Genomic DNA, 25,780 nt, shown 5'->3' with positions numbered 1-25,780 from the left:
CATAAGCATATGAGTGAAAAGCATATGGGCGCAGGCAGCACGATTATTCTCGATGGCGGTATGGGCCGTGAGTTACAGCGCGCCGGGGCGCCATTTCGGCAGCCGGAGTGGTCGGCGCTGGCGTTAAGCGAAGCGCCGCAAGCGGTTGAGGCCGTACACGCGGCGTATATCGCCAGCGGTGCCAATGTGATTACCACCAACAGTTATGCGGTGGTGCCGTTTCATATCGGCGCAGAGCGCTTCGCCGCTGAAGGGCAGGCGCTGGCGGCATTGGCGGGTGAATTGGCGCGGCGGGCGGTGCAGGCGTCGGGAAAAACCGTGCGCGTGGCCGGCTCGTTGCCACCGCTGTTCGGCTCCTATCGACCGGACTTGTTCGAAGCCGCACGCGCGCCCGGGTTGCTGGCGCCGCTGGTCGACGGCCTGGCGCCGCATGTTGATCTGTGGCTGGCGGAAACCCAGAGCTCGATCATTGAGGCGCGAGCCATCCACAATGGTTTACCGCAGGACGGCAAGCCGTTCTGGCTGTCGTTCACCTTGAAGGACGAAGACATCGATGAAGTACCGCGCTTGCGCTCTGGTGAACCGGTCGCCGAAGCAGCAGCAGTGGCGGCTGAGTTGGGCGTCGAGACGTTGCTGTTCAATTGCAGTCAGCCGGAAGTGATCGGTGCCGCGATTGACGCGGCGCGTGAAACCTTCGAACGCCTGGGGGTGAACATTCATATCGGCGCTTACGCCAATGCGTTTCCGCCGCAGCCAGAAGAGGCAACGGCCAATGATGGGCTTGATCCGTTGCGCGAGGATCTTGATCCGCCGGGTTACTTGCACTGGGCGATAGATTGGCAGCAGCGCGGTGCCAGCCATTTGGGCGGTTGCTGCGGGATCGGCCCCGAGCACATTGCGGTGCTGGCGCAAAAGCTGGGGTGAAAAACAGATCAAAAGATCGTCCGAAGGCTCGGGCCGCGTGCGGACGATCTTTTGCTTTGCGCCTCAGCTACGGCACTCAACCAACCCTTTCACCTGGCCATCCGGCGTCTGGTTTTCATCGCTCAACCAACGCGCGAACCCGGCGCCAATCGCCGGCCATTCCGAATCCACAATCGAGTACCACGCGGTGTCGCGGTTCTGGCCCTTGACCACCATGTGCTGGCGGAACACGCCCTCGAAGCTGAAGCCCAGACGTTCGGCGGCATATTTTGAGCGAGCGTTGCCGTTGTTGCATTTCCATTCGAGGCGGCGGTAGCCGAGTTCGAAGGCGTATTTGCCCAGCAGGTACACCGCCTCGGTGCTTTTCGGCGAGCGCTGCATCGGCGCGCCGAAGGTGACGTGGCCGATCTCGATGCGGCCCTGCGCCGGGACGATCGACATCAGGCTGAGGATGCCTTGCACCTGGTTGTTCGCGCGGTCGATGACCGCGAAGAAATACGGATCGCTGGCGGCCGCATGGTTGTTCAGCCAGGCGTCGAAAACGCTGCGTTCCGGGAACGGCCCGTAGGGCAAATAATCCCAGAGTTTCGGGTCGGCGCCGGGGCCTTCGAGGGCGGCGAACAGTTGTTCGCCGTGGCGCGCCGGGTCGAGTCGTTCGAGGCGAATAAAACGCCCTTCAAGCAATGTGGCGGTGGGGGCGGGGACGCCTGTCCAGTCAGCCGGTGAAATGATCATGCGTACCTCTCCTTAAATGGCTTTGCGAAACTGGATGAAACCCGGGCGTTCGGCGATGCGCTCGTAGAGCTGGATCGCGGTGGCGTTGGATTCGTGGGTCAGCCAGTGCACTTTGCAGCAACCGTCAGCCTTGGCGGTGGCGTAAACGTGTTCGATCAGCAGGCGGCCGACGCCGGTACCGCGTGTTTCCTCGGTCACCAGCAAATCCTGCAGGTAGCAGGAGTTTTCGATGCTCCAGTTCGAGCGATGGTAGATGTAATGCACCATGCCCACCGCTTTGCCATCGGCCCAGGCCAACGCTGCATGAGTCGGTTCGCTCGGGTCGAGGAAGCGCTGCCAGGTGCTGTCGGTCACGGCGTCCGGCAGTTCAGTGTTATAGAAACGCAGGTAGGCCTGCCACAGCGGCAGCCACGCGGCGCGGTCGGCGGCGCTGACCTGGCGAATGTCGATCTGACTCATGGTGATTTCCTTAGCGCATCAATTGGGCGAGGGTTTGATCGTTGACTTCGGGGCTGGCGGCCAGACCTTCACGCACGCCGGCAATGTCTTCGGCGCTGCGGTTCTGACTGAGTTTGCGCTTGCCCTCGAGACGGTCGATGGGAATGGCAAAACCGACAATCGCCTTGAGCATGCCGTCGATGTAATCGGCGGGCGCATCGGCGACTGACCAAGGCTGGGCACGGCCGGCTTCATGACGGTCGGTGAGGGTGCTGACGATGTCGAGCAGGCGTCCGCCATCGCTGAAGGTTTCGGCGTGGCCGTAGGCATGCACGGCGATGTAATTCCAGGTCGGCACGACTTTGCCGTGCTCGGCTTTGCTCGGGTAAAAACCCGGGCTGACGTAGGCGTCGGCACCGGCAAAAATCAGCATGGCTTCGGCGCCGTCGCGCAGGTCTTTCCATTGTGGATTGGCGCGGGCCAAGTGCCCGTACAGCGTGCCGTACTCGCCTTGTTCACAATGCAGCAGCACCGGCACATGGCTGGCTTGCAGACCGTTTTCGCCGTGAGTCACCAAAATGGCGAGACGGGTGGCGAGGATCAGTTCGTGCAGTTGGGACAGTTCTTCGATGGCAAAGGCGCGCGGCGTGTACATGGACAGATTTTCCTTGGCGAATGCCTGCATCCTAGGCAGGCTATTGGTCTGTTGTAAGAGCCATTGCCGACCAATTTCATAGGTCCATTGCCATGCCTGACTCGCCATCGCTGTCCATGCCCTTCAATCCCGCCGGTATCGAGCTGGATCGGCGCCAGGGTTTGAGCCGCCAGCTGTATCAGGCGCTGCGTTTGCGCGTGCTCGATGGACGCCTCGTCAGCGGCACGCGGCTGCCGGCCAGTCGCGATCTGGCGGCGGCATTGGCGATTTCGCGTAACAGCGTGGTGCGCGCTTACGATCAGTTGTATGCCGAAGGCTTTATCGAAGGGCGCGTTGGCGACGGTACTTACGTCGCGCAATTATCGGCGCCGCCGCCCTCGGCGAAAAAACTATCCACAAAAGTATCCACAGGGTTTTCAACAGGCTTACCCACAGCCTTATCCACAAATTGGCTGGATTTACCTGTGATTCCATCCAGTAAAGTTATCCACAGCGCTACTTTTTCGCGTATTGAAAACAACCATTTGGCCAAGCCGCCGAGTGGTCCGCCGCGTGCTTTTCGTGTCGGTGTGCCGGCCTTCGATCTGTTCCCTTTTGAGGTCTGGGCCAAGCTGAACGCGGCTTTCTGGCGCAAACCGGATTTGCAGCAGCTGTGTTACGGCGATCCGGCCGGTGATGCGCGTTTGCGCGCGATGATCGCCGCCTATCTGCGCAGTTCGCGCGGTATGCAGTGCAGCGCTGAGCAAATTGTGATCACCAGTGGCGCGCAGCAGGGCATTAGCCTTTGTGCACAGTTGCTGGTGGAGCCGGGCGATGGCGTCGGCATTGAAAATCCGGGCTACCGTGCGGCGGGTCATGCGTTCGCTGTAGCGGGTGCGCGATTGCGTGGGATTGCGGTGGACGAGGAGGGCATTGATTGCGCGGCATTGGCGGCGGCGACGGATTGCCGAGTGGCGTATGTGACGCCGTCTCATCAATACCCGACCGGCGTGGTGATGAGTCTGGCGCGACGTCTGGAATTGCTGGCGTGGGCCGAGCGCACGCAAGGCTGGATAGTCGAGGACGATTACGACGGCGAGTACCGTTACACCGGCGCACCGCTGGCGCCATTGGCGGCGCTCGATCGGCAGGGGCGGGTGTTGTACGTCGGCACCTTCGGCAAAGTCGCATTCCCGGCGCTGCGCCTGGGTTATCTGGTGTTGCCGCCGGGGTTGGTGGACGCCTTTTCCCAGCGCCGCGCGGTGGACGTGCGCCACTCGGAAGTTAGCACCCAAGCGGTGATGGCCGAGTTCATGGCGGCCGGGCATTTTCAGCGACACATTCGGCGGATGCGCCGTGCAGCGTTGAGCCGGCGCAATACCTTGTTGGCCGGATGGCCGAGCGATATTCCCGGCGTTGGCAGCTTGCCGAGTGTCGCGGCCGGTCTGCATCTGACTATTCCCGTGGACACATTGGCCCGTGAGCAACAGTTGATTGCTCTGGCCGCCAGCGTCGATGTCGAGATCAACGGTTTAAGCAGTTACTGGCTGCCGGATTCAACTTTGCCGGCGGATCAGCACGCCGGCCTGGTACTGGGTTTTGCCGCCGTGCCCGAGGCCGCGATCACTGCGGCACTCGGGCGTTTACGAAAGGTTTGGCGGGGCTGAGCTCAAGGGTTTTCTTCGACGGCAGACTCCTCCAGCACAGGCAGATCGAGGAACAGTTTGCGCAGTGCCGGATCAGTCAGTTTGCGCAAAACACCGTTGACCCGATCAAACGCATTCAATGATTTTTGCTGATCCACGGTGAGCGTTTCCAGGTAGCCGTCGGCGACTTTCAGGTGAGCCGTCGTTGGTTGGTCGGACGGTGTCTGCAGCGTTTTGTAATGGAAGTGCGCGACCCACAGCGGCCGATCGTGATTGGCTTTGTCCAGAATCCGGAATTCCTGAAAGTAATCGCCGAACTGTTTCGTTGCAATCCGTCCGCGCTCATCACGTACGAGATTGACCTGCGCTTGCTCGTACATCCAATTGAAGGCGGTTTGCGTCGGCTTGCGCAGTTTGTACAGGCTGGCGCGGATATTCACGCCTTCCTGCCTGACATGTCGGGCTGCTTCACGCAGTTCAGCACTCAGCTCTGCCACTGGAGGCTGCTCTTTTTTGGCTTCGCGCAAGTTTTTCAGCGCTTGTTCGACCTCGTCAGCACTGCGCTCCAGTTTCAGCGCGTACTGATCATGGATGTCCTGCATGTCGGCAGGAATACGTGAGGGCCGCAGCGCATCCTTGCGGGTACGCTTGAGAAAGTTGGGGTAATCGAGAGTGAGATCCAGGGCATTGTTTATGGTGTCGATATCGTCGCGAGCCGGCGTCGGTGGCGGAGATGATTTTGGCAGTATTTTGTTCACTGCTTCAGCGGGTTTTTGCGCAGGGGCTGCGGGGGCTGGATCGCGTGGTCGGGACTTGTGCACCTTGATCATCGCCCGCGATGGACCGGGGCGCTCGGATTGTGACGTCTCGGTGATCTGCAGGGATTCTTCATTGAGCAGCAGAGAGTCGAGACGGGTCTGCGCCACTTGCCGAAATTCTTCGATCACCGTGCGCAGATGCATCACCGGGGCGCGCTTGACCAGTCCCGGGTGAGTATCGGGCAGCTCGAGCAAGCGCTCGTCGGCATCGTTGAAGGTTTCGAGGAAGTGGTTCATCCGTTCCAGCTCCGCAGCGGGTGTCGCTGAGGGTGTTCCGGGATTGATCTGCACAGCCAGCTCATGCGCTGCTCTCGCCGCACTGATGATAATGCTACTGACATCTTCGCGAGCCTGAGCCATGAGCGGGCCACCGCGGTCTTCCAGACACAGCTCGTTGGACATGCCGATTTCATTAGCTTTGAAATCCAGCGCGGTAGCACGGGACATCAGGTTTTCAAGTTTTGTCGCTGTGATGATGCCGGTTTTACCAAGCGCCTTGAGCTGCTCAAGGGAAGTACGAGCCAGGGTCAGTTTCTCTTCCAGTTGCTGGCCCAGATGGATCGAACGGGTGATGGTGTCGACGTAGATCTGGCGGGGGATTGGTTGATCGGCGGGTACGTTGAAGGCCATTGCATGCGTGGCTGCATCGTAGGCATTCCTGTTGATTAAAAACCACGCCGAGATGTTTTTGTGCAGTTCTGTGGTCATGCGCACCATGTCGTACACATAACCGACCGTGCCGCCCTTGGTGCGCCATTCGCGCAGTTGATCCAGCGCCGTTGCGTACTCGTTGATGGCCGTTTCCACTTTTTGCCCGTAAGCGCGCGTGGCGGCTGCGCTTGCCGGTGGGGCTGCCCTGAGCTTTTCGTTGAACGTCGTGTCCAACTCGGCCTGGAGGATCTTTTCGCGCTCCTTGAACGCCTTCAATGCGTCTTCAAGTTGTTGTTTTCGGTGTTCGTTGGCGTGCTTGAAATGCTGCAGACGACTTTTGCGGCCACCCCCGCGCAGGCGCAAACGGGTGTCGATGTACCACAATCCCTGCAGACCGTGAGTTAACAGCGGGCCACTGCGCGTCGGATCGCCAGGCACACACAGGGTGACTTGATCCTCGGGGTCCAGGCGCACTTCAAACCAGCGTTCGCGCACCTGCGCGTAGGTCTTGTCCCCGAGCTGGTAGAGGTGAGGCGGCTCTACGTTGAGCGTGATCAACGCTTCGTGCTTCAGGTCGGGCGGTGTCACTTTCAGCGAATCCAGATAGCGCCCCAGTTCGGCGGAGTTGCGTCGTGGCACTGAGCCGCCGACTTCAAGCGATGAACTGTGTTCAGGCGGCAGTTCATTGAGCAAAGGCATTGGCTGAAAACGTGAGCTCACCGGGGCGACCTCGATTTTGCGCGGGACTTCAATGACCGTTCGTGGGGTGCCTGCCGTGCCCGAAATCCGACGTCGTTGCCGCACGGCGCGGTGGGTCAGAATGATCCCCAGCGTCAACAGCACATTGCCCAGTGAAGTCCACTCGCCGAGGCGATTACCGCGCTCATGCGCGTCGAGCGCCTGCTGGATTTCCTCAATGCTTTGCCACACCCAAACGGCTGTCCCGAGGGCGCCGCTGAGAAAATTCGACGCGACATTGAACAGGCTCCAGCTGCTTTCCTGCAGCAACAGCCAGCGCTGATCGGCGTTGGACAGCGATTGACGATCCGCCAGTTCGACAATGGCCCGAGCGTTGTTTTCAAAAAGCGTCTGCAGCCGGTCTCCGTTGATTTCGACATGGCCGAAACTCACGTAACCGAGCCCGCCCAGACGCAGGTTGGGATCGGAGAGCTGTTGAGTGATCAGCCAGGGCGACGGCAATCCTACGGGGAATACGTACTGGGCGTATTCGAAACTCAGGTTGCGATCGGGCAGCCAGGCCAGTACCGAATCCCTGAGTTCGCCCGGTTGATGCAAGGCGTACAGTAGATTCTGTCGCGACGGGAATTGCCTCAAGGTCGGCTCAAACAGCGGGCGGTACAGAATGCACGGACCATTGTCCGGATCGCCCGGGCCGATGATGAACATGTTGGTGACCGTGTCCGCGGCGCTGACCAGTCGATGCTGCGGGATCAACGTCAGTGGGCAGATGGAAATCCGCTGTGAAGACACAACGGGTTCGCCGACCAATTGGCGAATGTAGGCAAAACCGGTTTCATCAAAACCGTTCTGCGCGCGAACCTTGTTTTCCAGCGCGGCAAGGGGCAGCAACAGGCGCAACTGCTGGTGATACAGCGCTGCCTGACGCGCCGACTCCTGTGGGTCGTCGAGTAACCTGCGCTTGATCAACTGCGGGTAGACCTGACCGATATCGACTTGCTTTGACAGCCGCACCAACAGATCGACTGTCAGCCAGGCCGGCACAGGCTCGCCGTGTTTGAAACGCAGACTGGCCTGATAAGGCGTGGTGTTTTCCAGGGCGAATTCGCCCAGGGAGCGCGAATAGGTGTCGAGCACGTTGGGCAACGTCAGATCACCGGCGGTAAAGCTGTTGGTGATGCTGATCTCGAGATCATCCAGCGGCAGGGCGGCGGCGCCTTCGGCGTGTTTGTCGCGAACAATCGCTTCGTGCATGAGCCGCTGGGCAAAACGGTCGATAGGTTCGATCAGATCTCTGCTGATTTTGACCTGCGGGTCGCGGTACAGCTTGCCCAGGCCGGTGATGTATCGACTGTAAGCGGCGAGGTCTTTGGCGGAGGCGTTGTGCAGCCAATCCGGAATTGCTGCGTCGAGTTGATCGAGTCGGGCCTGCTCGTCGACAGGCATCACCGACTCCGTCAGGGTGGCCGCAGCGGAGGGGTTGTCGCTGTCACTGGCACTGATCGCGACAATGGCGTCGAGCTGCGAAGCCACCAATGCCCAGGCCATGTGATCAAAGATGTTGCCGTCAGGCTCGAACAACCGCCACTGCATCGGATGCCCGTCCAGCTGTTCGGAGAGGCGCGAGGGCAACGACGCCCCCAGCGCATCCATCGACGCAAACGACTCGTAGCCGCTCTCGATGGTGTACATCAACACCCGCTCGTGCCCTTCGTGAAGAGCGCGAATGACCAGCGCGCCACCGAGCAACAGATGAGTTGCGCCAGCGCTTTCGAGAATGTCGATATCAATCAGCCCGGCCTGAATGTCGCTGAAGTCACCCTGAGTTGCCAATCGAATGTTCTTGTCCGGCGTGGTGAAAATCAGCCGGGCCAAGGCACATTCTTCGGTGTTCCAGCCCTGCACCTGGTTGACGTCCAGGGCTGTGCGCAAAGAGTCGGCAAGTGCTTGCCAATGCGGTTCGGAGCGGCTGCTGCTGTTCCAGAAATCCAGTTGGCGTTCCTGATACTCGACGAACAACAGCGGCGCGTACTCATTAAGCAGGCGGCCGATCTCTTCGATGTCGACGGCCAGATGCGTCGGCGTTGGCGCGTCGGGTTCTGTGGTCAGGAAGTGTTCAGCGGCAAGAAAGTTGGCTGAGGCGCCGTACAAATTCAGGCGTACCAACGCGTGGCTCAGGGATTCAAAACGAGTGGTGTCGGCAACGATCTGATGGTCTTGTTCACGCCATTGCGGTGTACCGATCATGCACTTGTCAGGATTCAGCGCCAGCTCGGGATATAACCCGTTCAAGGCTTCGCTGAGCATTTGCGTAGCGACACCTGCCAGCGTCGGACCATGGCTGGTCAGGCTGACCAGACGGCTTTTATCGAGCAATGGCGTGGACGGGCTGGAAGCCAATGTGATGACTGGATTCATGCGTGAGCCTGCGATGTGGAAGGTGTGGTAACAGCAAAGAACAGGTTTTTTGCCAGTTGCACGCCGATCTCGCTGCGGTAGATGGCAATCACATCCTGTGTGCTGGACGCACTGCTCAGGTTGTAGGCTCCGCCTAACAGGCGCTGGTCTCGGGTCTTGAGGTGGGCGGCGCTGAACAACTCGGCAACCGTGTCGGCGCGCTCGTAATGAAAGTGCGCGTACCACAGCACGGCGTTGGTTTTGCGGTCGCGAATTTCATATTCCTGCAGAAAGTCTTTCCTTGGGCCTTTGAGCCGACGCCGACCGGCAATCACTGCGATCGTCACCTCTTGCTGCGCCACCAGCCATTCGACGCGCGGCGCTGTGGGCAACTGGCGTTTGGTCATGCTCACGCGCAGTGAATGCCCCTCGGTCTTGAGCTGCTTCACCGCCGCGTCGAGTTTTTCTTTGAGCAGGGTCGCGGTGTTCGCCTGGGCATTTGAAGAGGGCGCAGAACGCAACGCCTGTTCGATGGCCCTGGCGGTATCGTGCAACTGATTGGCGTGGTGGTTCAGCGATTCTTCGACTTCGATCGGCAGCCGGTTCGCTTCATGAGCGAGACTTTTTTGCCGTTCGATAAAGCCCTGCAGCGCATCCAGCAAGGATTGCCCCGAGTTCATCAGGCTGCTCAAACTTCTCGGTGGCAGGATTTTCGGAGGTTTGCTGCGCAGGCGTTGCACCCAAACGCCCGGTTCCTTTTTGTGAAAGGTTGCCAGTACTCTGCCGGTCAGGCTGGCTTTGACATCCGCCAATTGCACGTGACCCTCGGCTTCTTTGCGTGGCACCGCGAGCTGAGTGCCTTTGAAGCGCGTTTTGATGGCTTTCTTTACCGGCGCGCGTGACGGGCCGGGCTGTGGCTGCTGAGGTCCACGGTCACGCAACAGTTGAGTCAGTTGGTGGGTGCTTTGCTGGCTGAATTCGCTGATGTGTAATTGCAATTGCTCTAGCTGGTCGGGTATCAGCTCTGCGGCTGACTGCAGCGCAAGATCACGTAATCGCGAGTCGATGATGGCGAACTGATCGACCAATGCATTGAGCGGCTCGATACGTTGGCTATCGCTGAGGACATGATCCTCACGTTGCAGATCCAGCGAGTTCTGAATCGCCAGATCGGCCTCGTCGACCAGACGTTCGAGGTTTTCCCGAACAGCGTCCAGCCTGGCGCTGTTGCCTTCTTTGACGCAGAACGGACGCGTCAGCGTTACCCGTAGCGCTTTCATGTCCGGTACTTCGTAATCCGGCAGTTTTCTCTTGAAATCACTGGCAACTTGCGCGGCTTCTTTGCCGAGAATGTTCAGTTCGAGAAAACTCGCTTGAGCCATTTCTGTACGCTGGATCATCAGGGTGGTCAGTCTGAGCATCTCTTTGTAAGGGCCCAGATCAGCCGGCTTGATCCCTAGCTCCTCACCGGCCAGCAGCTTCAATGTCTCGTTCAGCGACGACTTGAATGCCGTTTCGATCTGATCGATCCACGACTGATTGAAAAACAGCTGGGTTCTGAGCATCTCGATCATCGAGGCGCGGTAACGCGGAACGGCATCGAAGCGGTTCAGCTCTTTGACCGAGCTGATGGCGCCGTCGTAGGCGCGGATCTGTGCTTCAAGCTTTTGCAGAAATACCGTTTCGTGGGCGGGATAGGTCGCATCCGGCGCACTGAGCATCGCCTTGCGCGCAGCGACCAACGCCGCCTTAGTCGGCCCCAGCTGGTTGTCGAATTGTTTAAGTTGCTGGCGCAGTTCGTCGACCCGCTGTGCATTCTTGCGCAGCACTTCGGCTCTGCGGCTTTTGAGCCCGCCACCGCGCAACCGCAGGCGCGTATCGATGAACCAGCGCCCCTGAAGGTTATGTACCAGCAGGGGCCCCGGGCGTGGTGGCTGGTGGCGGGAGTCGATGATCTGTACATCGTGCTGGTCGTTGAGTTGAACCTCGAACCAGCGCGATCCGACATTGGCGTAGAGCTTGTCGTCGCTGGCATAGAGGTGTTGTTGCGGGCCCTCATTGATGGGTTGTCCCAACTCGGGCGGCTTGCTGATGGCAAAGCGTTCCAGAGCCTGACCAAGGCTGACGGGCGTGCGATTGAGCGCGCCATCGCTATGGATTGCCAATTGATGGCTGGCCGGCAAGTCGACGGATGAAATGTCCGCGAGCTGTTTCATCTGGATTTTCGCCGGGTGCACAGGTGTTTCAACGACTGTGTTTTTGCCCTGCGCTTCGGTTTCGCCGATCCGGCGAGTCGGCCTGCCCCGCGTGGCCGCGCGATGGGCCAGCACCATGGCCAATTGCAGAAGCAGGTCAGTGAGGGCGTGGGCAGCCAGTTCGTGGTCGTCGTTTTGTGCAGCTTCAAGTGTTTGCTGCAGGTCATCGAAAATCTGCCAGATCCACACCGCCGCGCCGAAAGTCGGATTGAGAAATGGCAGCACCGCGTTAAACAGTTTCCACGCCCCCAGTTTCAGCGTCGCCCAATGACTTTCGGCGTTTGATACCGATTGCCGGTCGGCGAGATCGATCAGCGCGTGGGCATTGGCCTTGAACAAAGCAGGCAGGTAATCACCGGCCAGTACGTCGCCGCCCAGCCTCACCGGTCTATTGAGGTTGACGTTAAGCAGCGGATTGGTCAGCAGCTCGGCGAGCACCGCGAGGTCGGGCAAGTCGCCGTGGAAAATGTAGTTTGAATAAGTGGCGCGCACTCGATCCGGCAACCAGGCGAGTACCGATTCGCGGATCTTTTTCGAATGCTTGATGGCGTAGATCAGACTCGCCGGTGTCGGGTACTGAGTCAGTGCGTTATCCAGCAGGGGCCGGTAGAGCAGGCACGGGCCTCTAGTCGGGTCACGCGGGCCGATCACGAACATGTTGGTGACGGAATCAGCGCTGTCATCGGCCTTTTGGTCAAGGACGAACGACAGTGGCCGGATGACGATTTCCTGATCGTCGACGCGGCGACTTTCACCGTCGGTACTCATCACCGCGACGACGTAACGATAACCCTGCTCATCAATGCCGCCTTCGCCGCGGATCTTGTTTTGCAGCGCGAGCAGCGGCAGTTGCACTCGCAAGTGACGGCTGTACAGATCCTCCAGATAGGCCGACTTGACCGGGTCATCGATCAGTCGATCCTTGATCCGCGCCGGGTAGGTTTTACCGACATTGAGCGTGGTGACCAGCTCTTCGACATAGACGGTCGTCAGCCAGTGGGGAACGCTTTGCGCGCCGAGGAAATACAGTTCTTTATCGCCCAACGGTTCCGCGATCAGGTTTTCCAGAGCCAGTTCGGCCAGGCTCAGGATCAGCGTCTCGCTGGTGCCGGTGGCCTGAGTACCCCAGACCACCGGACTGGTGATGCGGATACGCAGATCTTCAAGTTTCAGGTCTTTGGCTTCGGGGTGTTTTTTTTGCATCAGCAGGCTGATGTTATTCAGGGCAAAACGCTGAATCGGCGGGATGTCATCTTCAAATGAAGTGGCACTGTTCTGCCGTATGGCGGCCAACTCCATGAGGTGGCGGCTGAACGCACTGAGGTCGTTGGAATTCGCTCGGCTCAGCCACTCTGGTAATAACGGGTCGATGCGATTGAAGCGCGCGTCGTTGTTGTGCGCGTGGTGGGCGTTGGTGTCGTGGGCAGTGCTCGCCGCGTTGTCGCTGAAATCGAGCTCGCCCAGCGCCTGAGCCTGGAGGGCGATCAAGGTGCAAGCCTGGGTGTCGAAAAAATTGCCTTCGGGTTCGACTAGCCGCCACTCAAGCGGGCTCTGCGGTGGCAGATCGCCAACAAACCGGCTCAGGTAGTCGCTCAGTGCGTCCAGTGAAGGATGGGCGCGAAAGCCGAGGACCACCGAGTGGGTGAGGATCAGCGTGCGCTCAGCCTGCATGCCGATGACCACCGCGATGTCCATGATGTTGAGGTGCTGCGCGGCTGCGCCACCGCGATCCAGATCAATCAGGCAGGCCCGCGTCTGGTAAGGGTCATGGGGCTGGCGCAGGGCGCGGTCGGGATAGTTGAACACCAGGCGCGCGAGGGCCTGTTGATCGGCGTCCCAGCCTTTGACCCGCTTGAGGTTCCAGCGGGCGCGCAAGGCCAGCGACAGCTCCACCCAGCGAGGTGTGTCGGACGTGGTGTGCTGGTTCCAGTAATCCAGCTGCTGTTCCTGATAAGCGGTAAACAGCACCGCGGCCAGTGTGTTGAGCTGCCGGCCGATGACATCGATATTGACGGGCAACTGGATGGACGGGTTGGCGCTCGGTTGTCGGGTCAGGAACTGTTCACCGTCGATGTACATCACCGGTTTGCTGGCGATCACGTGCCACAGCAGGGCGTCGGTCAGGGACTCGAAACGGGTATCACCGGCGATGATCTGCTCACCGTCGCTGATCCAGGAGGGCGTGCCGACCATGACCAGATCCGGGTCAAGTTCAAGGGCCGGGTACAGCTCGGCCAGTGCCGAGCGCAGCACCGTTGCGGCGACTTCGCGCAGGGCCGGGCCAGTGACAAGCTGTGTCAGCAGGTCGCTGGGTGGGGCGGACTTGGGTTGAGAATCGGGCTCGTTGTTGAGCATGTTCAGATCCTTCTGACGATGAGGCTGCAAAACGCAGCATCGGATTCGCGAAGGTAGCGGGGGGGCTTTGGCGTTTGGTGGTAACTATTTATCGCAGGCAAAAAAAGACCCGCGCAGTGGCGGGTCAGTTTATGCGCCAGTCTGTCGGGCTTACTGCTCGAAACCTTCCAGCACGTTCACCGCGTTGATGCCGATTTCCTCGACCGCGTAACCGCCTTCCATGACGAACAGCGTTGGCTTGCCGAGGGCGGCAATGCGTTGGCCCATTGCCAGATAATCCGGGCTGTCGAGTTTGAATTGCGAGATCGGATCGTCCTTGAACGTATCGACGCCGAGCGACACGACGATGACGTCGGCGCCGTAGCGGTCGATTTCGTCGCAGGCCTGTTCCAGCGCTGCGCTCCAGACGTCGTAGCCGGAACCGGCGGGCAGCGGATAGTTGAAGTTGCAGCCTTCACCGGCGCCTTCACCGCGCTCATCGTCGTAGCCGAGGAAGAACGGGAATTCCGCTTCCGGGTGGCCGTGGATCGAAGTGAACAGCACATCGCTGCGCTCGTAGAAGATCGACTGCGTGCCGTTGCCGTGGTGATAGTCGACGTCGAGGATCGCAACCTTCTTGTGGCCCTGATCGAGGAACGCTTGTGCGGCAATGGCGGCGTTGTTGAGGTAGCAATAACCGCCCATCAAATCGCTGGCGGCGTGGTGTCCCGGTGGGCGGCACAGGGCGAAGGCCGCACGAGCGCCGCGCTGGATTGCTGCTTGCGCGGTGAGGGCTACTTGCGCCGCGCTGTAGGCCGCTTGCCAGGTGCCGGCGGTGATCGGTGCGCCGCCGTCGAAGCTGTAATAACCGAGCTGGCCGTGCAGGCTGGTCGGTTTTATCGCACGCAGGGTGCGGGCGGGCCAGGTGTAGGGCAGCAAGTCGCCGTCGGTGTTGAATTCAGTCCAGCGATCCCATGCGCCTTTGAAGAAGTCGAGGTAGTCGCGGCTGTGGATGCGGGCGATCGGTTCGAGGCCGAAATCCTTGGGTGCTTCGACCGGGCCGAGGTTTTGATTGTGTACGCGTTGCAGCACGTGGTCGGCGCGCGAGGGCATTTCGAAGCACGGCTTGAGCTGGCCATCGATCAGTTCGCAGCGGCCATGGTGCAGGTGGTGATCGTCTGAGTAGATCGTCAGCATTTGTTGTTCTCCGCAAGGCTGGTTCGGTTGCCCCCAGTGTTGCGGCGCGAGACAAATCGGAGAACGGCAGGAAAGGCCAAAAGGGGATTGATCTGGCCAAAACCTCTGACCGCAATTCGCCCCTCGATGGTGTCAGGCGCCCCGACGGGGCGCCCGCAAGGTTAGCGCTGCGTCGGCGTCTTGCCGGCGGCTGCCTGATGCTGGTCGAGTACCTCCAGCCAGTCCTGGCGATCACGTTGTTTCAGCACTTCGCGCAGCTTGCCGTAGGCATCGCCAGTGCAGGCGTCGCCCAGCATCGGGTCGGCGCCTTTCTCCAGCATCAGGGTGAACAGATGCAGTACTTGCTGACGAGCGAGCTCTTTGTCCATGTCGCTCCTGGGCGTCTCGCTGGCCAGCAGATACAGCGCCGAATCCATGCGATCACGTCCGTAGCAGCGTCCGGCGGGGTAGAGCAGATTCAGCTGCGCGCCGGCTTCGACCAGACGTTTGGCGGCCGAATAGTTGTTGCGGTAGATCGCTTCGTACAGTGCGGTTCGTTGTTCGTTGTTCTTTGCTCTGCCGCCGATCAAGGTTTTGCGGGTGCTCGAACAACCAGTTGAACAGCGCATCGTCGTTTTGCGACACGCGCTGCATCAGCAACGTTTCGCCCCGTGCATCGGGTTCGTCGATGGCGGCACCGGCACTGAGCAGAAACTGCGTGCGTTGGCCCTTTTGTGGATCCTTGTCAGCCTTGAGGTCCTTGTTGAAGGCCTGCATCACCAGCGGCTCGTTGCCGTTGATCCCGCTGGTGGCGGCGCCACGCTCGAGCAACAGACGGGCAATGGCGAAGTTCGGTGCATCCAATGCGTGGGCCAGGGCACTGCGGCCATCCTCGCCTTGGGTTTTCGCCTGCAGGCCACTGTCGAGGAGCTGTTTTACCAGGGCCTCGTTTTGCTGGTCGACAGCCTCGATCAATGGCCATTGTGCCTGGCAGGCCTGAGGATCAGCCTGAGTGAGGCCAAGCCGTTGAATCACGCGCTCGGGAACGCTCAGATTGCGTTGCAGGCGCAAACCGCAATAAATCCGGTAATACTCCTGCGCCAACGCGTATTGCGTGGTGTAGGCCGGCGCTTTTTCATAGCCCTTCCAGGCCTGATCGGCGAGGTTGAGGTACACCGGGATGCGTTGCGGCGCGCGCCGCACGACCTCCAGCAGCCACTGCCGGGAGCCTTCGTCCGGCGCCAGTTCGCTTTTCCAGTAGGCAATATCGTTGAGCTGGCCGACGAAATCCTTTTGGTCGGCGCCGATGCGGCGATAGTCTTGATTCAGAAACAGCTCATCGACCTTTTTCAGGCCCGGTCCTTTGTCGCTGGCCTTGCTCAGTTGCTGATGCAGTTCCCACAGTTGCAGGGCGCCGTCACCCGCCAGGTAAGGTTGCGGGTCAACCACGATGCTCAGCGGCGCTTCGGGAACGTCATGGCGCATGGCGTCGCGAGCGCCTTCGATGCCTTTGAGCCAAGTGTCGAGTACCGGCGCCGGCGTCTCTTGCAATGGCTGGAACGCAAGCATGTGCTCGCCGCGAACTCGTCCCAGTGCCAGCAGCGGTTCGCCGGGTGTACGCCAGTCGATCAGCAGATAGCGTTTGGTTTCCCAGCCATTGGTTTTGAGGCAGTCGAAACTCATCGTATCGACCACGATGCCCGGTGCGATGTCGGTGCGCATGGCCGACGATGACAGGTTCATGTACTGGTATTCGGTCACGCAGCTGTGAAACTCATCAGCGGTCAGCAGCGGGATCGGCCCTAGCTTGTGCAAACGTTCGCGGTAGTTCTCATCGCTGTAGACGTTCAGATAGAAAAGGCCGCGAAAACCGCTGATCAAGCCCGTCAGCGGTTTTGCCGCATCGAGGGTCTGGGCAGCGGCGGGGAGCGGGATGATGGTTTTTCCGTCTTCGGGTGCATCGACAGTCGGGTGTGGCGGGCGGCCCCACCAGTCCAGTTGAATGGCGTGGGCGCCTACAGGCAAATTGAGCAAAACGGCGAGCAAGGCAAGGCGTGAGCAGCGGCGGAAAAGAGGCATCAAGCAAAAACACCGGCAACGTGGTTGGCTGCGTAATGTAGTGCAGATGATGGCACGGTGCCTGATTTATCTTAAGTGCGGAACTGGCTCGGGGCGACGCCGCTCCAGCGCACGAAGGCGTGGCGGAAGCTGGCCGTCTCGCTGAAACCCAGCGTTTCGGCAATGCGATAGATCGGCAGTTGGTCCTCACACAACATCTGCTTGGCCCGCTCGAAGCGCAGCTCATCGAGCAGTTCCTGATAGCTGCTGCCCATGTCCTTCAGGTGCCGGCGCAACGTGCGTGGTGAGCACTTCATCTGCTGCGCCAATCCTTCCAGCCCCGGTGCGGCATTCAACTGCGCACTGAGCAACTGCCGTATCCGCCCCAGCCACGCCTGACGCCCGGTGAACTCAAGATTCTGCTTGCGGCAACGTTCGGCCATGGCTTGGTGGGTAATGGCATCCGCCAAAGGCAACGGTTGATCGAGCCAGTGGCGGTCGAAGGCGAACGCGTTGTCCTTGGTGGCGAAGTGCAATGGCGATTCGAAGTGCTCGGCGTAACGGTCGCGGTAATCCGGCGCGGCGTGTTCGAACCGCGTGGCAAGCAAGGGCAGAGGATGCCCGAGCAGGTCATCGCAAATCACCTTCAGCGAGACCAGGCAGAACTCGGCATTGAACACCGCCATCGCCGGACTTTCGCGATAGTCCGCCGCAACGAACCAGACGCGCTCGCCATCGTCTTCCAGGCTCAGTTCGAAAAGTGTTCCCAACAGCGCCGGATAACGGATCGCCAAACGCAAAGCGTCACCGAAGGTGGCACAGGTCAGCAGCGCGTAACCGAGGATGCCGTAGCAGGAAACGTGCATGCGCCGGCCCAGTTCCAGACCGATATCGCGCTTGAGCGCGACCGCGTTGGCGCAGACCTGCATCTCCTGGTTGGTGGTGATGCGGGTGTCGGCCCGGTGCAAATCCGCGGCACTGATGCCGCTACCGGCGAGCAGCGCCTCGCTCGACAGGCCTTCGGCTTTGAAGGTGTTGAGGATTAGCGAGACAGCGTTGAGGGTAGTGAGGTGGGAGTGCAGCATGGGATCTTCCAGCCTTGAGATGGCTGGAATGCAGCAATTTATATGCCGCACGCGGTTCTTGTAGGAGCAAGGCTTGCCCGCGAAGAACGATGACACGGTGTATCTGTGTCATCGAGGTGGGCCATTCGCGGGCAAGCCTTGCTCCTACAAGGGCGGGGTGGTGTCAGAGGAGTTCGCCGCAGAGGTCGAGTTCGATCAGTCGGCGCACTTCTTCAGTTTCAAGCCCAGCACCGAGCAGGCCGTGCAACTTGCCAAACGCCGCCTCACGGGTCATGCCGCCACCGGACAACACGCCCACACCGCGCAAGCGGCTGCCTGCCTCATACACATCCAGCTCAACCCCACCTTCATGGCATTGCGTCACGGCAACGACTACCACGCCGTTATCTCGCGCACGGCCGAGGCTCGCCAGAAACTCCGGGTTGTCGCTCGGCCCGGTGCCGCTGCCGTAGCATTCCAGCACCAGACCCTGAATGCCGCTGTCGAGCAGGCCATCAAGAACTCCAGCGCTAATGCCGGGGAACAATGGCAGCACGGCAACTTTGGCCAGTTGCTTCGGCTGGTTATAGCTCAACGACGCCGGAATCGATGGGGCTTTCACACCGCCACCCTGACGCTCCAGACGCTTGAACGGATGACGGCCAAAGCTGCGCACTTTCGCGCAACGGGTCGGCGCCAGCAGTTCGCCGTGGAAGTACAGATGCACGCCCGGCGCCAGACCTTGGCCGAGGGCAACCAGCGCGCCGCCAAGGTTTTCCCAGGCATCGCTGTCGGTCACGCCCGCTGGCAGCATCGAACCGGTGAAACAAACGCGGGCGTGCAGGCCGAGCAACTGGAAGCTCATCGCCGCGGCGCTGTAGGCCAGGGTGTCAGTGCCGTGCAGGATCAGCACGCTGTCGCAACCTTGTACATCCACCGCATCGACTACCGCTTCACGCAGTTGCTGCCAATAGGTCGGGGTCATGTTGGCGCTGTCGATCAGCGGCGACATCTCGCGAAAGCGCCACTGCGGCACGACGAGTTCAGGCTGGCTGTGCAGGTAGTCGCGCATCCGCGCTTCAAAACCGGACGCCGGGGCCAGGCCGTTGGCACTGGCCTGCATGCCGATGGTGCCACCGGTGTAGAGCACCATGACGTGTTGAGCGGCGGGATAAGTCGAAGGGTTCATAGGATTCTCCGAAACGATGAGGTCCCTGTAGGAGCGAGCCTGCTCGCGATGGCGTTTCATCATTCAACATTGATGTTGGCTGAAAGACAGCTATCGCGAGCAGGCTCGCTCCTACAAGTTATTGCATCACAATAACTGACGGGCGCAGGGGATGCGCCCGTCATTCACCTGTCAGCGTTGCGCTGCAGGCACGCCTTGCGGCTCGGCTTCAGTCTTGCCGACAGCAGCAGACGGGTTGGCCGGCCAAGCGTTCAGATCGAGGTCCAGATCGGCAAATTTGCTCGAATCGAACACCGGCTGTTTGACCCCGGCACGGCGCTGGCCGTCGTAGTCGCGCATCACACGCATGCCGACCTTGAACAGCATGGCCAGGGCCACCAGGTTGACGAAGGCCAGGCAAGTCATGGTGATGTCGGCGAAGGCGAACACGGTCGTCAGATCCTGCATCGAACCCCAGACCACCAGCGCCAGCACCAGGCCACGGAAAATCATCAGCGCGGCGCGGTTGCGGGTGAGGAACTGCAAGCTGTTCTCGCCCAGGTAGTAGTTGTAGAGGATGCAGGTGAAGACGAACAGCGACAGCGCGACGCTGACGAACATGCGACCCCAGTCACCGACCACGGCGGCCAGCGAGTTCTGGGTCAGGACAATGCCGTCACCTTCGAAGCCCGGGGTGTAGAAGCCCGACAGCAGGATCAGCAGCGCGGTGCAGGTGCAGATCACGAAGGTGTCGAGGAACACGCTGAAAGCCTGAACCACGCCTTGCGCACCCGGGTGCTTCACAGCGGCCACGGCGGCGACGTTCGGCGCACTGCCCAGGCCCGCTTCGTTGGCGAACACGCCACGCTTCACGCCCATGACGATAGCGCTGCCGAGCAGGCCGCCAAAGGCCGGGTCAAGACCGAAAGCGCTCTTGAAGATGGTTTCCAGCATGGCTGGCACGTGTTCGATCTGGGTGCCGATCACGTACAGGGTCACGCCGATGTAGGCCAGGGTCTTGATTGGGACCAGCAGGTCGGACACCGAAGCGATGCGCTTGATGCCGCCGAGGAAGGTAATGGCCAGCAGCACCGCCAGGACGATACCGGTGTGGCGCGGATCGAAGGCAAAAGCGTTTTGCAGCGAGTGGGTCACGGTGTAGGACTGCAGGCCAATGAAGGCGAAGCCGTAGGTGACCAGCAGCAGAACGGAAAACACCACTGCCATGCCTTTGAGCTTCAGGCCGTGCTGGATGTAGTAGGCCGGGCCGCCACGGTACAAGCCATCGCCATCGGCGCGTTTGTAGACTTGGGCCAAAGTACATTCGAAGAAGCTGCTGGACATGCCGACCAGCGCGGTGACCCACATCCAGAACACTGCACCCGGACCACCAAGGGTCACGGCGATGCCGACACCGGCGATGTTGCCTGCACCCACTCGGCCGGCAAGGCTGAGCATCAGGGCCTGGAACGAGCTGAGTTGCCCGGCGCTGCCCTTGAGGCTGTCGCGGAACACCGCGAACATGTGGAAGAAGTGCCGCAATTGAACGAAACGCGAGCGAATCGTGAAGTAGCTACCGAGCCCGACAATGAGCACGATCAGTACTTTCCCTGAGAGGAAGTCGTTAATGACTTCGAGCATGGATTTTTCCTCGCTGTTTATTGTGTAAGCAAATGCTGGATGGAAGAAATATCGTGTTACACCGGTGTGCGCACGGCACGACAGGTGAGGCGAAGGTTTCGTCCCGGATCCATTTCGCGGGTTTGTTATTAGTTCGGGTTTCGCATGGGTTGTGGCCTCGTTACCGACGACCGCTCACGCGAAGAGGGGCGGCACTATACCGATCAGTGACGCGCCCGTCTGCACGGTAGTGGTGCAAGCGACGAAACGAGGCTTTGAAACACCCAGCGTTACCGGCGCCGGGCTTGTACAGGAACTGCTCCTTTGCTGAAGCAAACCCTGTGGCGAGGGGATTTATCCCCGTTCGGCTGCGAAGCAGTCGCAAAACCATCGCACGCGGTGTACCTGATACATCGCGATTGCAGGTATTGGGGCCGCTTCGCGACCCAACGGGGATAAATCCCCTCGCCACAAGGGCTTGCCTCGACATAAAGCAGTCCCCAGACATACGGGTCTCAGGATCAAATAGTTAAAAAAAAGGGCCTGGGGACTAAATCCCCAAGCCCTCAAAAGGTGAGAGGTGTCTAGTCCCTCGACCTGGTGAGCGGTGCTACAAATTACGCATCGGTTCAGCCTTTCAGCGGAACCAGACGCGGAGCAATCATGTTTTCCGGGCGCAGGATGTCGGCGAGCATGGCTTCGTCGAGCAGACCTTCTTCGCGCACCAGTTCCAGCACGCCGCGGCCGCTTTCAAGGGCGAGACCGGCGATGCGGGTGGCGTTTTTGTAGCCGATGTACGGGTTCAGTGCGGTAACCAGACCGATCGAGTGCTCGACCAGTTCACGGCAGCGCGCTTCGTTGGCAGTGATGCCGACGATGCAGTGCTCGCGCAGCATGTCCATGGCGCGTTGCAGCAGGCGGATCGAGTCGAAGATCTTGAACGCGATCAGCGGCTCCATCACGTTCAGCTGCAGTTGGCCGCCTTCGGCTGCCATGGTCAGCGCCAGGTCGTTACCGATGACCTGGAACGCAACCTGGTTCACAGCTTCCGGGATGACCGGGTTGACCTTGCCGGGCATGATCGAGCTGCCTGGCTGACGCGCTGGCAGGTTGATTTCGTTGATGCCGGTGCGTGGGCCGCTGGACAGCAGGCGCAGGTCGTTGCAGATCTTCGACAGCTTGACCGCGGTGCGCTTGAGCATGCCGGAGAACAGCACGAAGGCGCCCATGTCGGAAGTCGCTTCGATCAGGTCGGCGGCTGGAACCAGCGGTTGACCGCTGATCAGGGCCAGACGCTGAACAGCCAGCGCTTGATAACGCGGGTCGGCGTTGATGCCGGTACCGATCGCGGTGCCGCCCAGGTTCACTTCAGTCAGCAGTTCCGGGGCCAGCGTCTTCAGACGGGCCAGGTCTTCGCCCATGGTGGTGGCGAAAGCACGGAATTCCTGGCCGAGGGTCATCGGCACGGCGTCTTGCAGCTGGGTACGGCCCATTTTCAGGACGTGATCGAATTCTTTACCCTTGGCCGCAAACGCTTGAATCAGGCTGTCGAGGCTGGCCAGCAGGGTGTCGTGACCGAGCAGCAGACCCAGGCGAATCGCCGTCGGGTAAGCGTCGTTGGTCGACTGCGCCATGTTGACGTCGTCGTTCGGGTGCAGGTACTGGTACTCGCCTTTCTCGTGACCCATTGCTTCGAGGGCAATGTTGGCGATCACTTCGTTGGCGTTCATGTTGGTGGAAGTACCGGCGCCACCTTGAATCATGTCGACCACGAACTCTTCGTGGTAATCACCGCGGATCAATCGGGCACAGGCTTCGCTGATGGCAGCGTGCTTGGCTTCGCTCAGGTGACCCAACTCGCGGTTGGCGTCAGCAGCGGCCTGTTTGACCATTGCCAGACCGACAACCAGTTTCGGGTAATGCGAAATCGGAACGCCGGAGAGACGGAAGTTGTTCACCGCTCGCAGGGTCTGGATGCCGTAATACGCTTGAGCCGGTACTTCGAGGGCGCCAAGCAGGTCGTTTTCTGTGCGGAAAGATGCAGCGGAGGACATGATAGAAATCATCTCGATATGGACCCGGTCTGTGCCGGAACGCTGCGAATGCTAGGCTTGTGCGAATTTTTGGGCCAATGCTGTTAAGCACTGCCCTATGCACATTCGGCATAATGCCCGTGTGACGCCGCGTGCGCGGCAGACGTGTGACCTGTTTTGGTGCGTGTCCGGGAGGACGTGATGAATCTGGAAAGCAAATGGCTCGAGGACTTCAGTGCCCTGGCCGCCACCCGCAGCTTCTCGCAGGCCGCTGAACGACGCTTCGTGACCCAGCCGGCCTTCAGCCGGCGGATCCGCAGTCTCGAAGCGGCGCTGGGGCTGACGTTGGTCAACCGCTCGCGCACGCCGATCGAGCTGACGGCGGCGGGGCAATTGTTTCTGGTGACCGCACGCACCGTGGTTGAACAGCTCGGTGAAGTGCTGCGCCATTTGCATCATCTGGAAGGCGGGCAGGGCGAAGTCATGCAAGTCGCTGCCGCTCACTCCTTGGCGCTGGGTTTCTTCCCGCGCTGGATCGCGCAGTTGCGCAATGAAGGGCTGAACATCGCCACGCGGCTGGTCGCGACCAACGTCGGCGATGCGGTGCATGCCTTGCGTGAAGGGGGCTGCGATCTGATGCTGGCGTTCTACGACCCGGACGCGGCGATGCAGATGGACCCGGAAATTTTCCCGTCGCTGCATCTGGGCCAGACCGAGATGCTGCCGGTGTGCGCGGCGGATGCTGACGGCAAGCCGTTGTTCGATCTGGAGGGGGAGGCGAGCGTGCCGTTGCTGGCGTACAGCGCCGGGGCGTTTCTCGGGCGTTCGGTGAATGGCTTGCTGCGTCAGCGTCAGCTGCGCTTCACCACCATCTATGAAACCGCAATGGCTGACAGCCTTAAAAGCATGGCGCTGGAAGGCCTGGGTATCGCCTGGGTACCGCAATTGAGCGTGCGTGCTGAATTGGCTCGTGGCGAGTTGGTGGTCTGCGGTGGCCCGCAATGGCATGTGCCGCTGGAGATCCGCCTCTATCGCTGCGCCTTGGTGCGCAAGGCCAACGTCCGGCTGTTGTGGCGCAAGCTCGAAGGCAGTGCTGCACAAGGTACAACCGGAGCCTGAGGTTGATGAAAAACCCTGTGGGAGCTGGCTTGCCAGCGATTGCGGTGGGTCAGTCACCCGCGCTTTTTACTGATGCGACGCCATCGCTGGCAAGCCAGCTCCCACAGGGATCGGGGGATGTCTTTTCGCTGACCTTCAGGTCAATAAAACCGGGCATTTGCGGCAGATGACAGATGGTCGCGCAGGGGGCTGTTTATTGCTTTCTTTGCGGTATACTGCGCGGCCTTCGGCCGGCACGTCCGGCCATTTTTCGTACAATCAAGCCACGCAACCTGCGTGGCTTGTTGTTTTATGACGCGCCTGTGGGCGCTCCAGAGAGAAGAGGCGCGACGATGAGTGCACTGGTTGGCGTGATCATGGGCTCCAAGTCCGATTGGTCCACCCTTAGCCACACCGCCGATATGCTGGAAAAGCTCGGCATCCCGTACGAGGTCAAGGTGGTCTCTGCCCACCGCACCCCGGATCTGCTGTTCCAGTACGCCGAAGAGGCTGAAGGCCGCGGCATCGAGGTGATTATCGCCGGTGCCGGTGGCGCAGCCCACTTGCCAGGCATGTGTGCGGCCAAGACCCACCTGCCGGTGCTGGGCGTGCCAGTGCAGTCGGCCATGCTCTCGGGCGTCGACTCGCTGCTGTCGATCGTGCAGATGCCAGCCGGCATTCCGGTCGCCACCCTGGCCATCGGCAAGGCCGGCGCGATCAACGCCGCGCTGCTCTCGGCGAGCATCCTCGGCGCCAAGCATCCACAGTTCCACGCGGTACTGAAAACCTTCCGTGCCGAGCAGACAGACAGCGTCCTGGACAATCCAGACCCACGTATTGCCTGAGGTTGTTGAGATGAAGATCGGTGTAATCGGTGGCGGCCAGTTGGGTCGCATGTTGGCCCTGGCGGGCACTCCGCTGGGCATGAACTTCGCTTTCCTCGACCCTGCGCCGGACGCCTGTGCGGCCGCGCTGGGCGAACACCTGCGGGCCGATTACGGCGATCAGGATCATCTGCGCCAACTGGCCGATGAAGTCGATCTGGTGACCTTCGAGTTCGAAAGCGTCCCGGCCGAAACCGTGGCATTCCTCTCGCAGTTTGTGCCGGTTTATCCGAGCGCCGAAGCCCTGCGCATCGCTCGTGATCGCTGGTTCGAAAAGAGCATGTTCAAGGATCTGGGCATCCCGACCCCGGCCTTCGCCGACATTCAATCGCAAGCCGATCTGGATGCCGCCGTGGCTTCGATCGGTCTGCCGGCCGTGCTGAAAACCCGCACCCTGGGCTATGACGGCAAGGGCCAGAAAGTCCTGCGCAAGCCGGAAGATGTGGTCGGCACCTTCGCCGAACTGGGCAGCGTTGCCTGCCTGCTGGAAGGCTTCGTGCCGTTCACCGGTGAGGTCTCGCTGATCGCGGTGCGCGCCCGCGATGGCGAAACCCGCTTCTATCCATTGGTGCACAACACCCACGACAGCGGCATTCTCAAGCTGTCCGTTGCCAGCACTGATCACCCGTTGCAGGCATTGGCCGAAGACTACTCGAGCCGTGTGCTCAAGCAGTTGAACTACGTCGGCGTGATGGCGTTCGAGTTCTTTGAAGTTGACGGTGGCCTCAAGGCCAACGAAATCGCCCCGCGCGTGCACAACTCCGGGCACTGGACCACCGAAGGCGCCGAGTGCAGCCAGTTCGAAAACCATCTGCGCGCCGTTGCCGGCCTGCCGCTGGGTTCGACGGCCAAGGTTGGCGAGAGCGCGATGCTCAACTTCATCGGCGTGGTACCGCCGGTTGAGAAGGTCATCGCCATCGACGATTGCCACCTGCATCACTACGGCAAAGCGTTCAAGGCCGGGCGCAAGGTCGGTCACGCCAATCTGCGCTGCGCGGACATGGCCACGCTGCAGGCGCAGATCATCGAGGTCGAAGCGCTGATCGCCGAGTAAAACAGTTTCATGTGGCAGCGGCGGAACCATTCAGGGGCCGCCGTTCTCTCATGGCAGGATGCCAAAGTCTGACTAGGCTTCGCATATCTACTAC

Annotated in this window: 17 protein-coding genes; 5 read left to right on the top strand and 12 right to left on the bottom strand. The window is 60.5% G+C overall.

Annotation, left to right across the window (positions count from 1 at the left end):
• The first annotated feature begins 24 nt into the window (after positions 1-24).
• Positions 25-924 carry a homocysteine S-methyltransferase family protein gene (locus ACQ4MY_RS17900; RefSeq protein WP_008078826.1) on the top strand — a complete coding sequence of 300 codons (900 nt, stop codon included), beginning with the start codon at positions 25-27 and terminating at the stop codon, positions 922-924.
• Between the two features lie 63 nt (positions 925-987).
• Here ACQ4MY_RS17900 and ACQ4MY_RS17895 read toward each other — a convergent pair whose 3' ends face one another.
• From ACQ4MY_RS17895 to ACQ4MY_RS17885, 3 genes are read right to left on the bottom strand one after another with little or no spacing between them, the layout of a single operon-like run.
• Positions 988-1,659 carry a GNAT family N-acetyltransferase gene (locus tag ACQ4MY_RS17895; RefSeq protein ID WP_440096005.1) on the bottom strand — a complete coding sequence of 224 codons (672 nt, stop codon included), beginning with the start codon at positions 1,657-1,659 and terminating at the stop codon, positions 988-990.
• Between the two features lie 12 nt (positions 1,660-1,671).
• Positions 1,672-2,118, bottom strand: a complete 447-nt coding sequence (locus tag ACQ4MY_RS17890; RefSeq protein WP_008078822.1) for a GNAT family N-acetyltransferase — start codon at positions 2,116-2,118, stop codon at positions 1,672-1,674.
• 10 nt (positions 2,119-2,128) lie between these two features.
• A complete protein-coding gene (locus tag ACQ4MY_RS17885; protein ID WP_440096004.1) occupies positions 2,129-2,752 on the bottom strand; it encodes an FMN-binding negative transcriptional regulator in 624 nt (207 codons plus the stop codon).
• Positions 2,753-2,844: 92 nt separating this feature from the next.
• On the opposite strand from ACQ4MY_RS17885, the gene pdxR reads away from it, so the two are divergent.
• Positions 2,845-4,398, top strand: coding sequence for a MocR-like pyridoxine biosynthesis transcription factor PdxR (pdxR, locus tag ACQ4MY_RS17880; RefSeq protein WP_440096003.1), 1,554 nt, complete (start codon positions 2,845-2,847; stop codon positions 4,396-4,398).
• 2 nt (positions 4,399-4,400) lie between these two features.
• Here the strand turns inward: pdxR and ACQ4MY_RS17875 are convergent, their stop codons facing one another.
• The 9 genes from ACQ4MY_RS17875 to ACQ4MY_RS17835 all read right to left on the bottom strand — a co-directional run bounded on the left by ACQ4MY_RS17875 (position 4,401) and on the right by ACQ4MY_RS17835 (position 22,671).
• Positions 4,401-8,963, bottom strand: a complete 4,563-nt coding sequence (locus ACQ4MY_RS17875; RefSeq protein WP_440096002.1) for a dermonecrotic toxin domain-containing protein — start codon at positions 8,961-8,963, stop codon at positions 4,401-4,403.
• The gene (locus ACQ4MY_RS17870; protein ID WP_440096000.1) at positions 8,960-13,552 is read right to left on the bottom strand and encodes a hypothetical protein; all 4,593 of its coding nucleotides are present in this window, start codon (positions 13,550-13,552) and stop codon (positions 8,960-8,962) included. Before ACQ4MY_RS17870 ends, ACQ4MY_RS17875 begins: the two co-directional genes overlap by 4 nt.
• A 150-nt stretch (positions 13,553-13,702) precedes the next feature.
• The gene (locus ACQ4MY_RS17865) at positions 13,703-14,728 is read right to left on the bottom strand and encodes a histone deacetylase family protein (protein WP_440095999.1); all 1,026 of its coding nucleotides are present in this window, start codon (positions 14,726-14,728) and stop codon (positions 13,703-13,705) included.
• A gap of 161 nt (positions 14,729-14,889) precedes the next feature.
• On the bottom strand, positions 14,890-15,144 hold the full coding sequence (locus tag ACQ4MY_RS17860; protein ID WP_440095998.1) for a hypothetical protein: 255 nt from the start codon (positions 15,142-15,144) through the stop codon (positions 14,890-14,892).
• 4 nt (positions 15,145-15,148) lie between these two features.
• Positions 15,149-16,786 carry an ankyrin repeat domain-containing protein gene (locus ACQ4MY_RS17855; RefSeq protein WP_440095997.1) on the bottom strand — a complete coding sequence of 546 codons (1,638 nt, stop codon included), beginning with the start codon at positions 16,784-16,786 and terminating at the stop codon, positions 15,149-15,151.
• A gap of 71 nt (positions 16,787-16,857) precedes the next feature.
• Positions 16,858-17,850 carry an AraC family transcriptional regulator gene (locus ACQ4MY_RS17850; protein ID WP_440095996.1) on the bottom strand — a complete coding sequence of 331 codons (993 nt, stop codon included), beginning with the start codon at positions 17,848-17,850 and terminating at the stop codon, positions 16,858-16,860.
• 163 nt (positions 17,851-18,013) lie between these two features.
• Positions 18,014-19,018, bottom strand: a complete 1,005-nt coding sequence (locus ACQ4MY_RS17845; RefSeq protein WP_440095995.1) for an asparaginase — start codon at positions 19,016-19,018, stop codon at positions 18,014-18,016.
• Between the two features lie 171 nt (positions 19,019-19,189).
• Positions 19,190-20,638 carry an alanine/glycine:cation symporter family protein gene (locus tag ACQ4MY_RS17840; protein ID WP_440095994.1) on the bottom strand — a complete coding sequence of 483 codons (1,449 nt, stop codon included), beginning with the start codon at positions 20,636-20,638 and terminating at the stop codon, positions 19,190-19,192.
• Positions 20,639-21,246: 608 nt separating this feature from the next.
• Positions 21,247-22,671, bottom strand: coding sequence for an aspartate ammonia-lyase (locus ACQ4MY_RS17835; protein ID WP_008078790.1), 1,425 nt, complete (start codon positions 22,669-22,671; stop codon positions 21,247-21,249).
• A 180-nt stretch (positions 22,672-22,851) separates the two neighbouring features.
• On the opposite strand from ACQ4MY_RS17835, the gene ACQ4MY_RS17830 reads away from it, so the two are divergent.
• The 3 genes from ACQ4MY_RS17830 (at position 22,852) to ACQ4MY_RS17820 (ending at position 25,686) form a co-directional block, all read left to right on the top strand.
• Complete coding sequence (locus tag ACQ4MY_RS17830; RefSeq protein ID WP_158836320.1) at positions 22,852-23,769, top strand: LysR substrate-binding domain-containing protein; 918 nt, start codon at positions 22,852-22,854, stop codon at positions 23,767-23,769.
• A gap of 332 nt (positions 23,770-24,101) precedes the next feature.
• Positions 24,102-24,593: a 5-(carboxyamino)imidazole ribonucleotide mutase gene (gene purE / locus ACQ4MY_RS17825; protein ID WP_007954291.1), complete on the top strand. Its 492-nt coding sequence runs from the start codon at positions 24,102-24,104 to the stop codon at positions 24,591-24,593.
• A 10-nt stretch (positions 24,594-24,603) separates the two neighbouring features.
• Entirely contained in the window at positions 24,604-25,686 is a 1,083-nt protein-coding gene (locus ACQ4MY_RS17820; RefSeq protein WP_440095993.1) for a 5-(carboxyamino)imidazole ribonucleotide synthase, read from the top strand.
• The last annotated feature ends 94 nt before the right edge of the window (positions 25,687-25,780 follow it).

Source organism: Pseudomonas sp. SM4, from assembly GCF_051913165.1.
Classification (GTDB): domain Bacteria; phylum Pseudomonadota; class Gammaproteobacteria; order Pseudomonadales; family Pseudomonadaceae; genus Aquipseudomonas.
The sequence above is the reverse complement of the archived record's forward strand: the minus strand, read 5'-3'. Positions and strand labels throughout refer to the sequence as shown.

Excerpts from the sequence above, each read along its gene's own strand:
- ACQ4MY_RS17900 (WP_008078826.1), top strand. The coding sequence starts at position 25 with ATGGGCGCAGGCAGCACGATTATTCTCGATGGCGGTATGGGCCGTGAG.
- ACQ4MY_RS17895 (WP_440096005.1), bottom strand. The coding sequence starts at position 1,659 with ATGATCATTTCACCGGCTGACTGGACAGGCGTCCCCGCCCCCACCGCC.
- ACQ4MY_RS17890 (WP_008078822.1), bottom strand. The coding sequence starts at position 2,118 with ATGAGTCAGATCGACATTCGCCAGGTCAGCGCCGCCGACCGCGCCGCG.
- ACQ4MY_RS17885 (WP_440096004.1), bottom strand. The coding sequence starts at position 2,752 with ATGTACACGCCGCGCGCCTTTGCCATCGAAGAACTGTCCCAACTGCAC.
- pdxR (WP_440096003.1), top strand. The coding sequence starts at position 2,845 with ATGCCTGACTCGCCATCGCTGTCCATGCCCTTCAATCCCGCCGGTATC.
- ACQ4MY_RS17875 (WP_440096002.1), bottom strand. The coding sequence starts at position 8,963 with ATGAATCCAGTCATCACATTGGCTTCCAGCCCGTCCACGCCATTGCTC.
- ACQ4MY_RS17870 (WP_440096000.1), bottom strand. The coding sequence starts at position 13,552 with ATGCTCAACAACGAGCCCGATTCTCAACCCAAGTCCGCCCCACCCAGC.
- ACQ4MY_RS17865 (WP_440095999.1), bottom strand. The coding sequence starts at position 14,728 with ATGCTGACGATCTACTCAGACGATCACCACCTGCACCATGGCCGCTGC.
- ACQ4MY_RS17860 (WP_440095998.1), bottom strand. The coding sequence starts at position 15,144 with ATGGATTCGGCGCTGTATCTGCTGGCCAGCGAGACGCCCAGGAGCGAC.
- ACQ4MY_RS17855 (WP_440095997.1), bottom strand. The coding sequence starts at position 16,786 with ATGCCTCTTTTCCGCCGCTGCTCACGCCTTGCCTTGCTCGCCGTTTTG.
- ACQ4MY_RS17850 (WP_440095996.1), bottom strand. The coding sequence starts at position 17,850 with ATGCTGCACTCCCACCTCACTACCCTCAACGCTGTCTCGCTAATCCTC.
- ACQ4MY_RS17845 (WP_440095995.1), bottom strand. The coding sequence starts at position 19,018 with ATGAACCCTTCGACTTATCCCGCCGCTCAACACGTCATGGTGCTCTAC.
- ACQ4MY_RS17840 (WP_440095994.1), bottom strand. The coding sequence starts at position 20,638 with ATGCTCGAAGTCATTAACGACTTCCTCTCAGGGAAAGTACTGATCGTG.
- ACQ4MY_RS17835 (WP_008078790.1), bottom strand. The coding sequence starts at position 22,671 with ATGTCCTCCGCTGCATCTTTCCGCACAGAAAACGACCTGCTTGGCGCC.
- ACQ4MY_RS17830 (WP_158836320.1), top strand. The coding sequence starts at position 22,852 with ATGAATCTGGAAAGCAAATGGCTCGAGGACTTCAGTGCCCTGGCCGCC.
- purE (WP_007954291.1), top strand. The coding sequence starts at position 24,102 with ATGAGTGCACTGGTTGGCGTGATCATGGGCTCCAAGTCCGATTGGTCC.
- ACQ4MY_RS17820 (WP_440095993.1), top strand. The coding sequence starts at position 24,604 with ATGAAGATCGGTGTAATCGGTGGCGGCCAGTTGGGTCGCATGTTGGCC.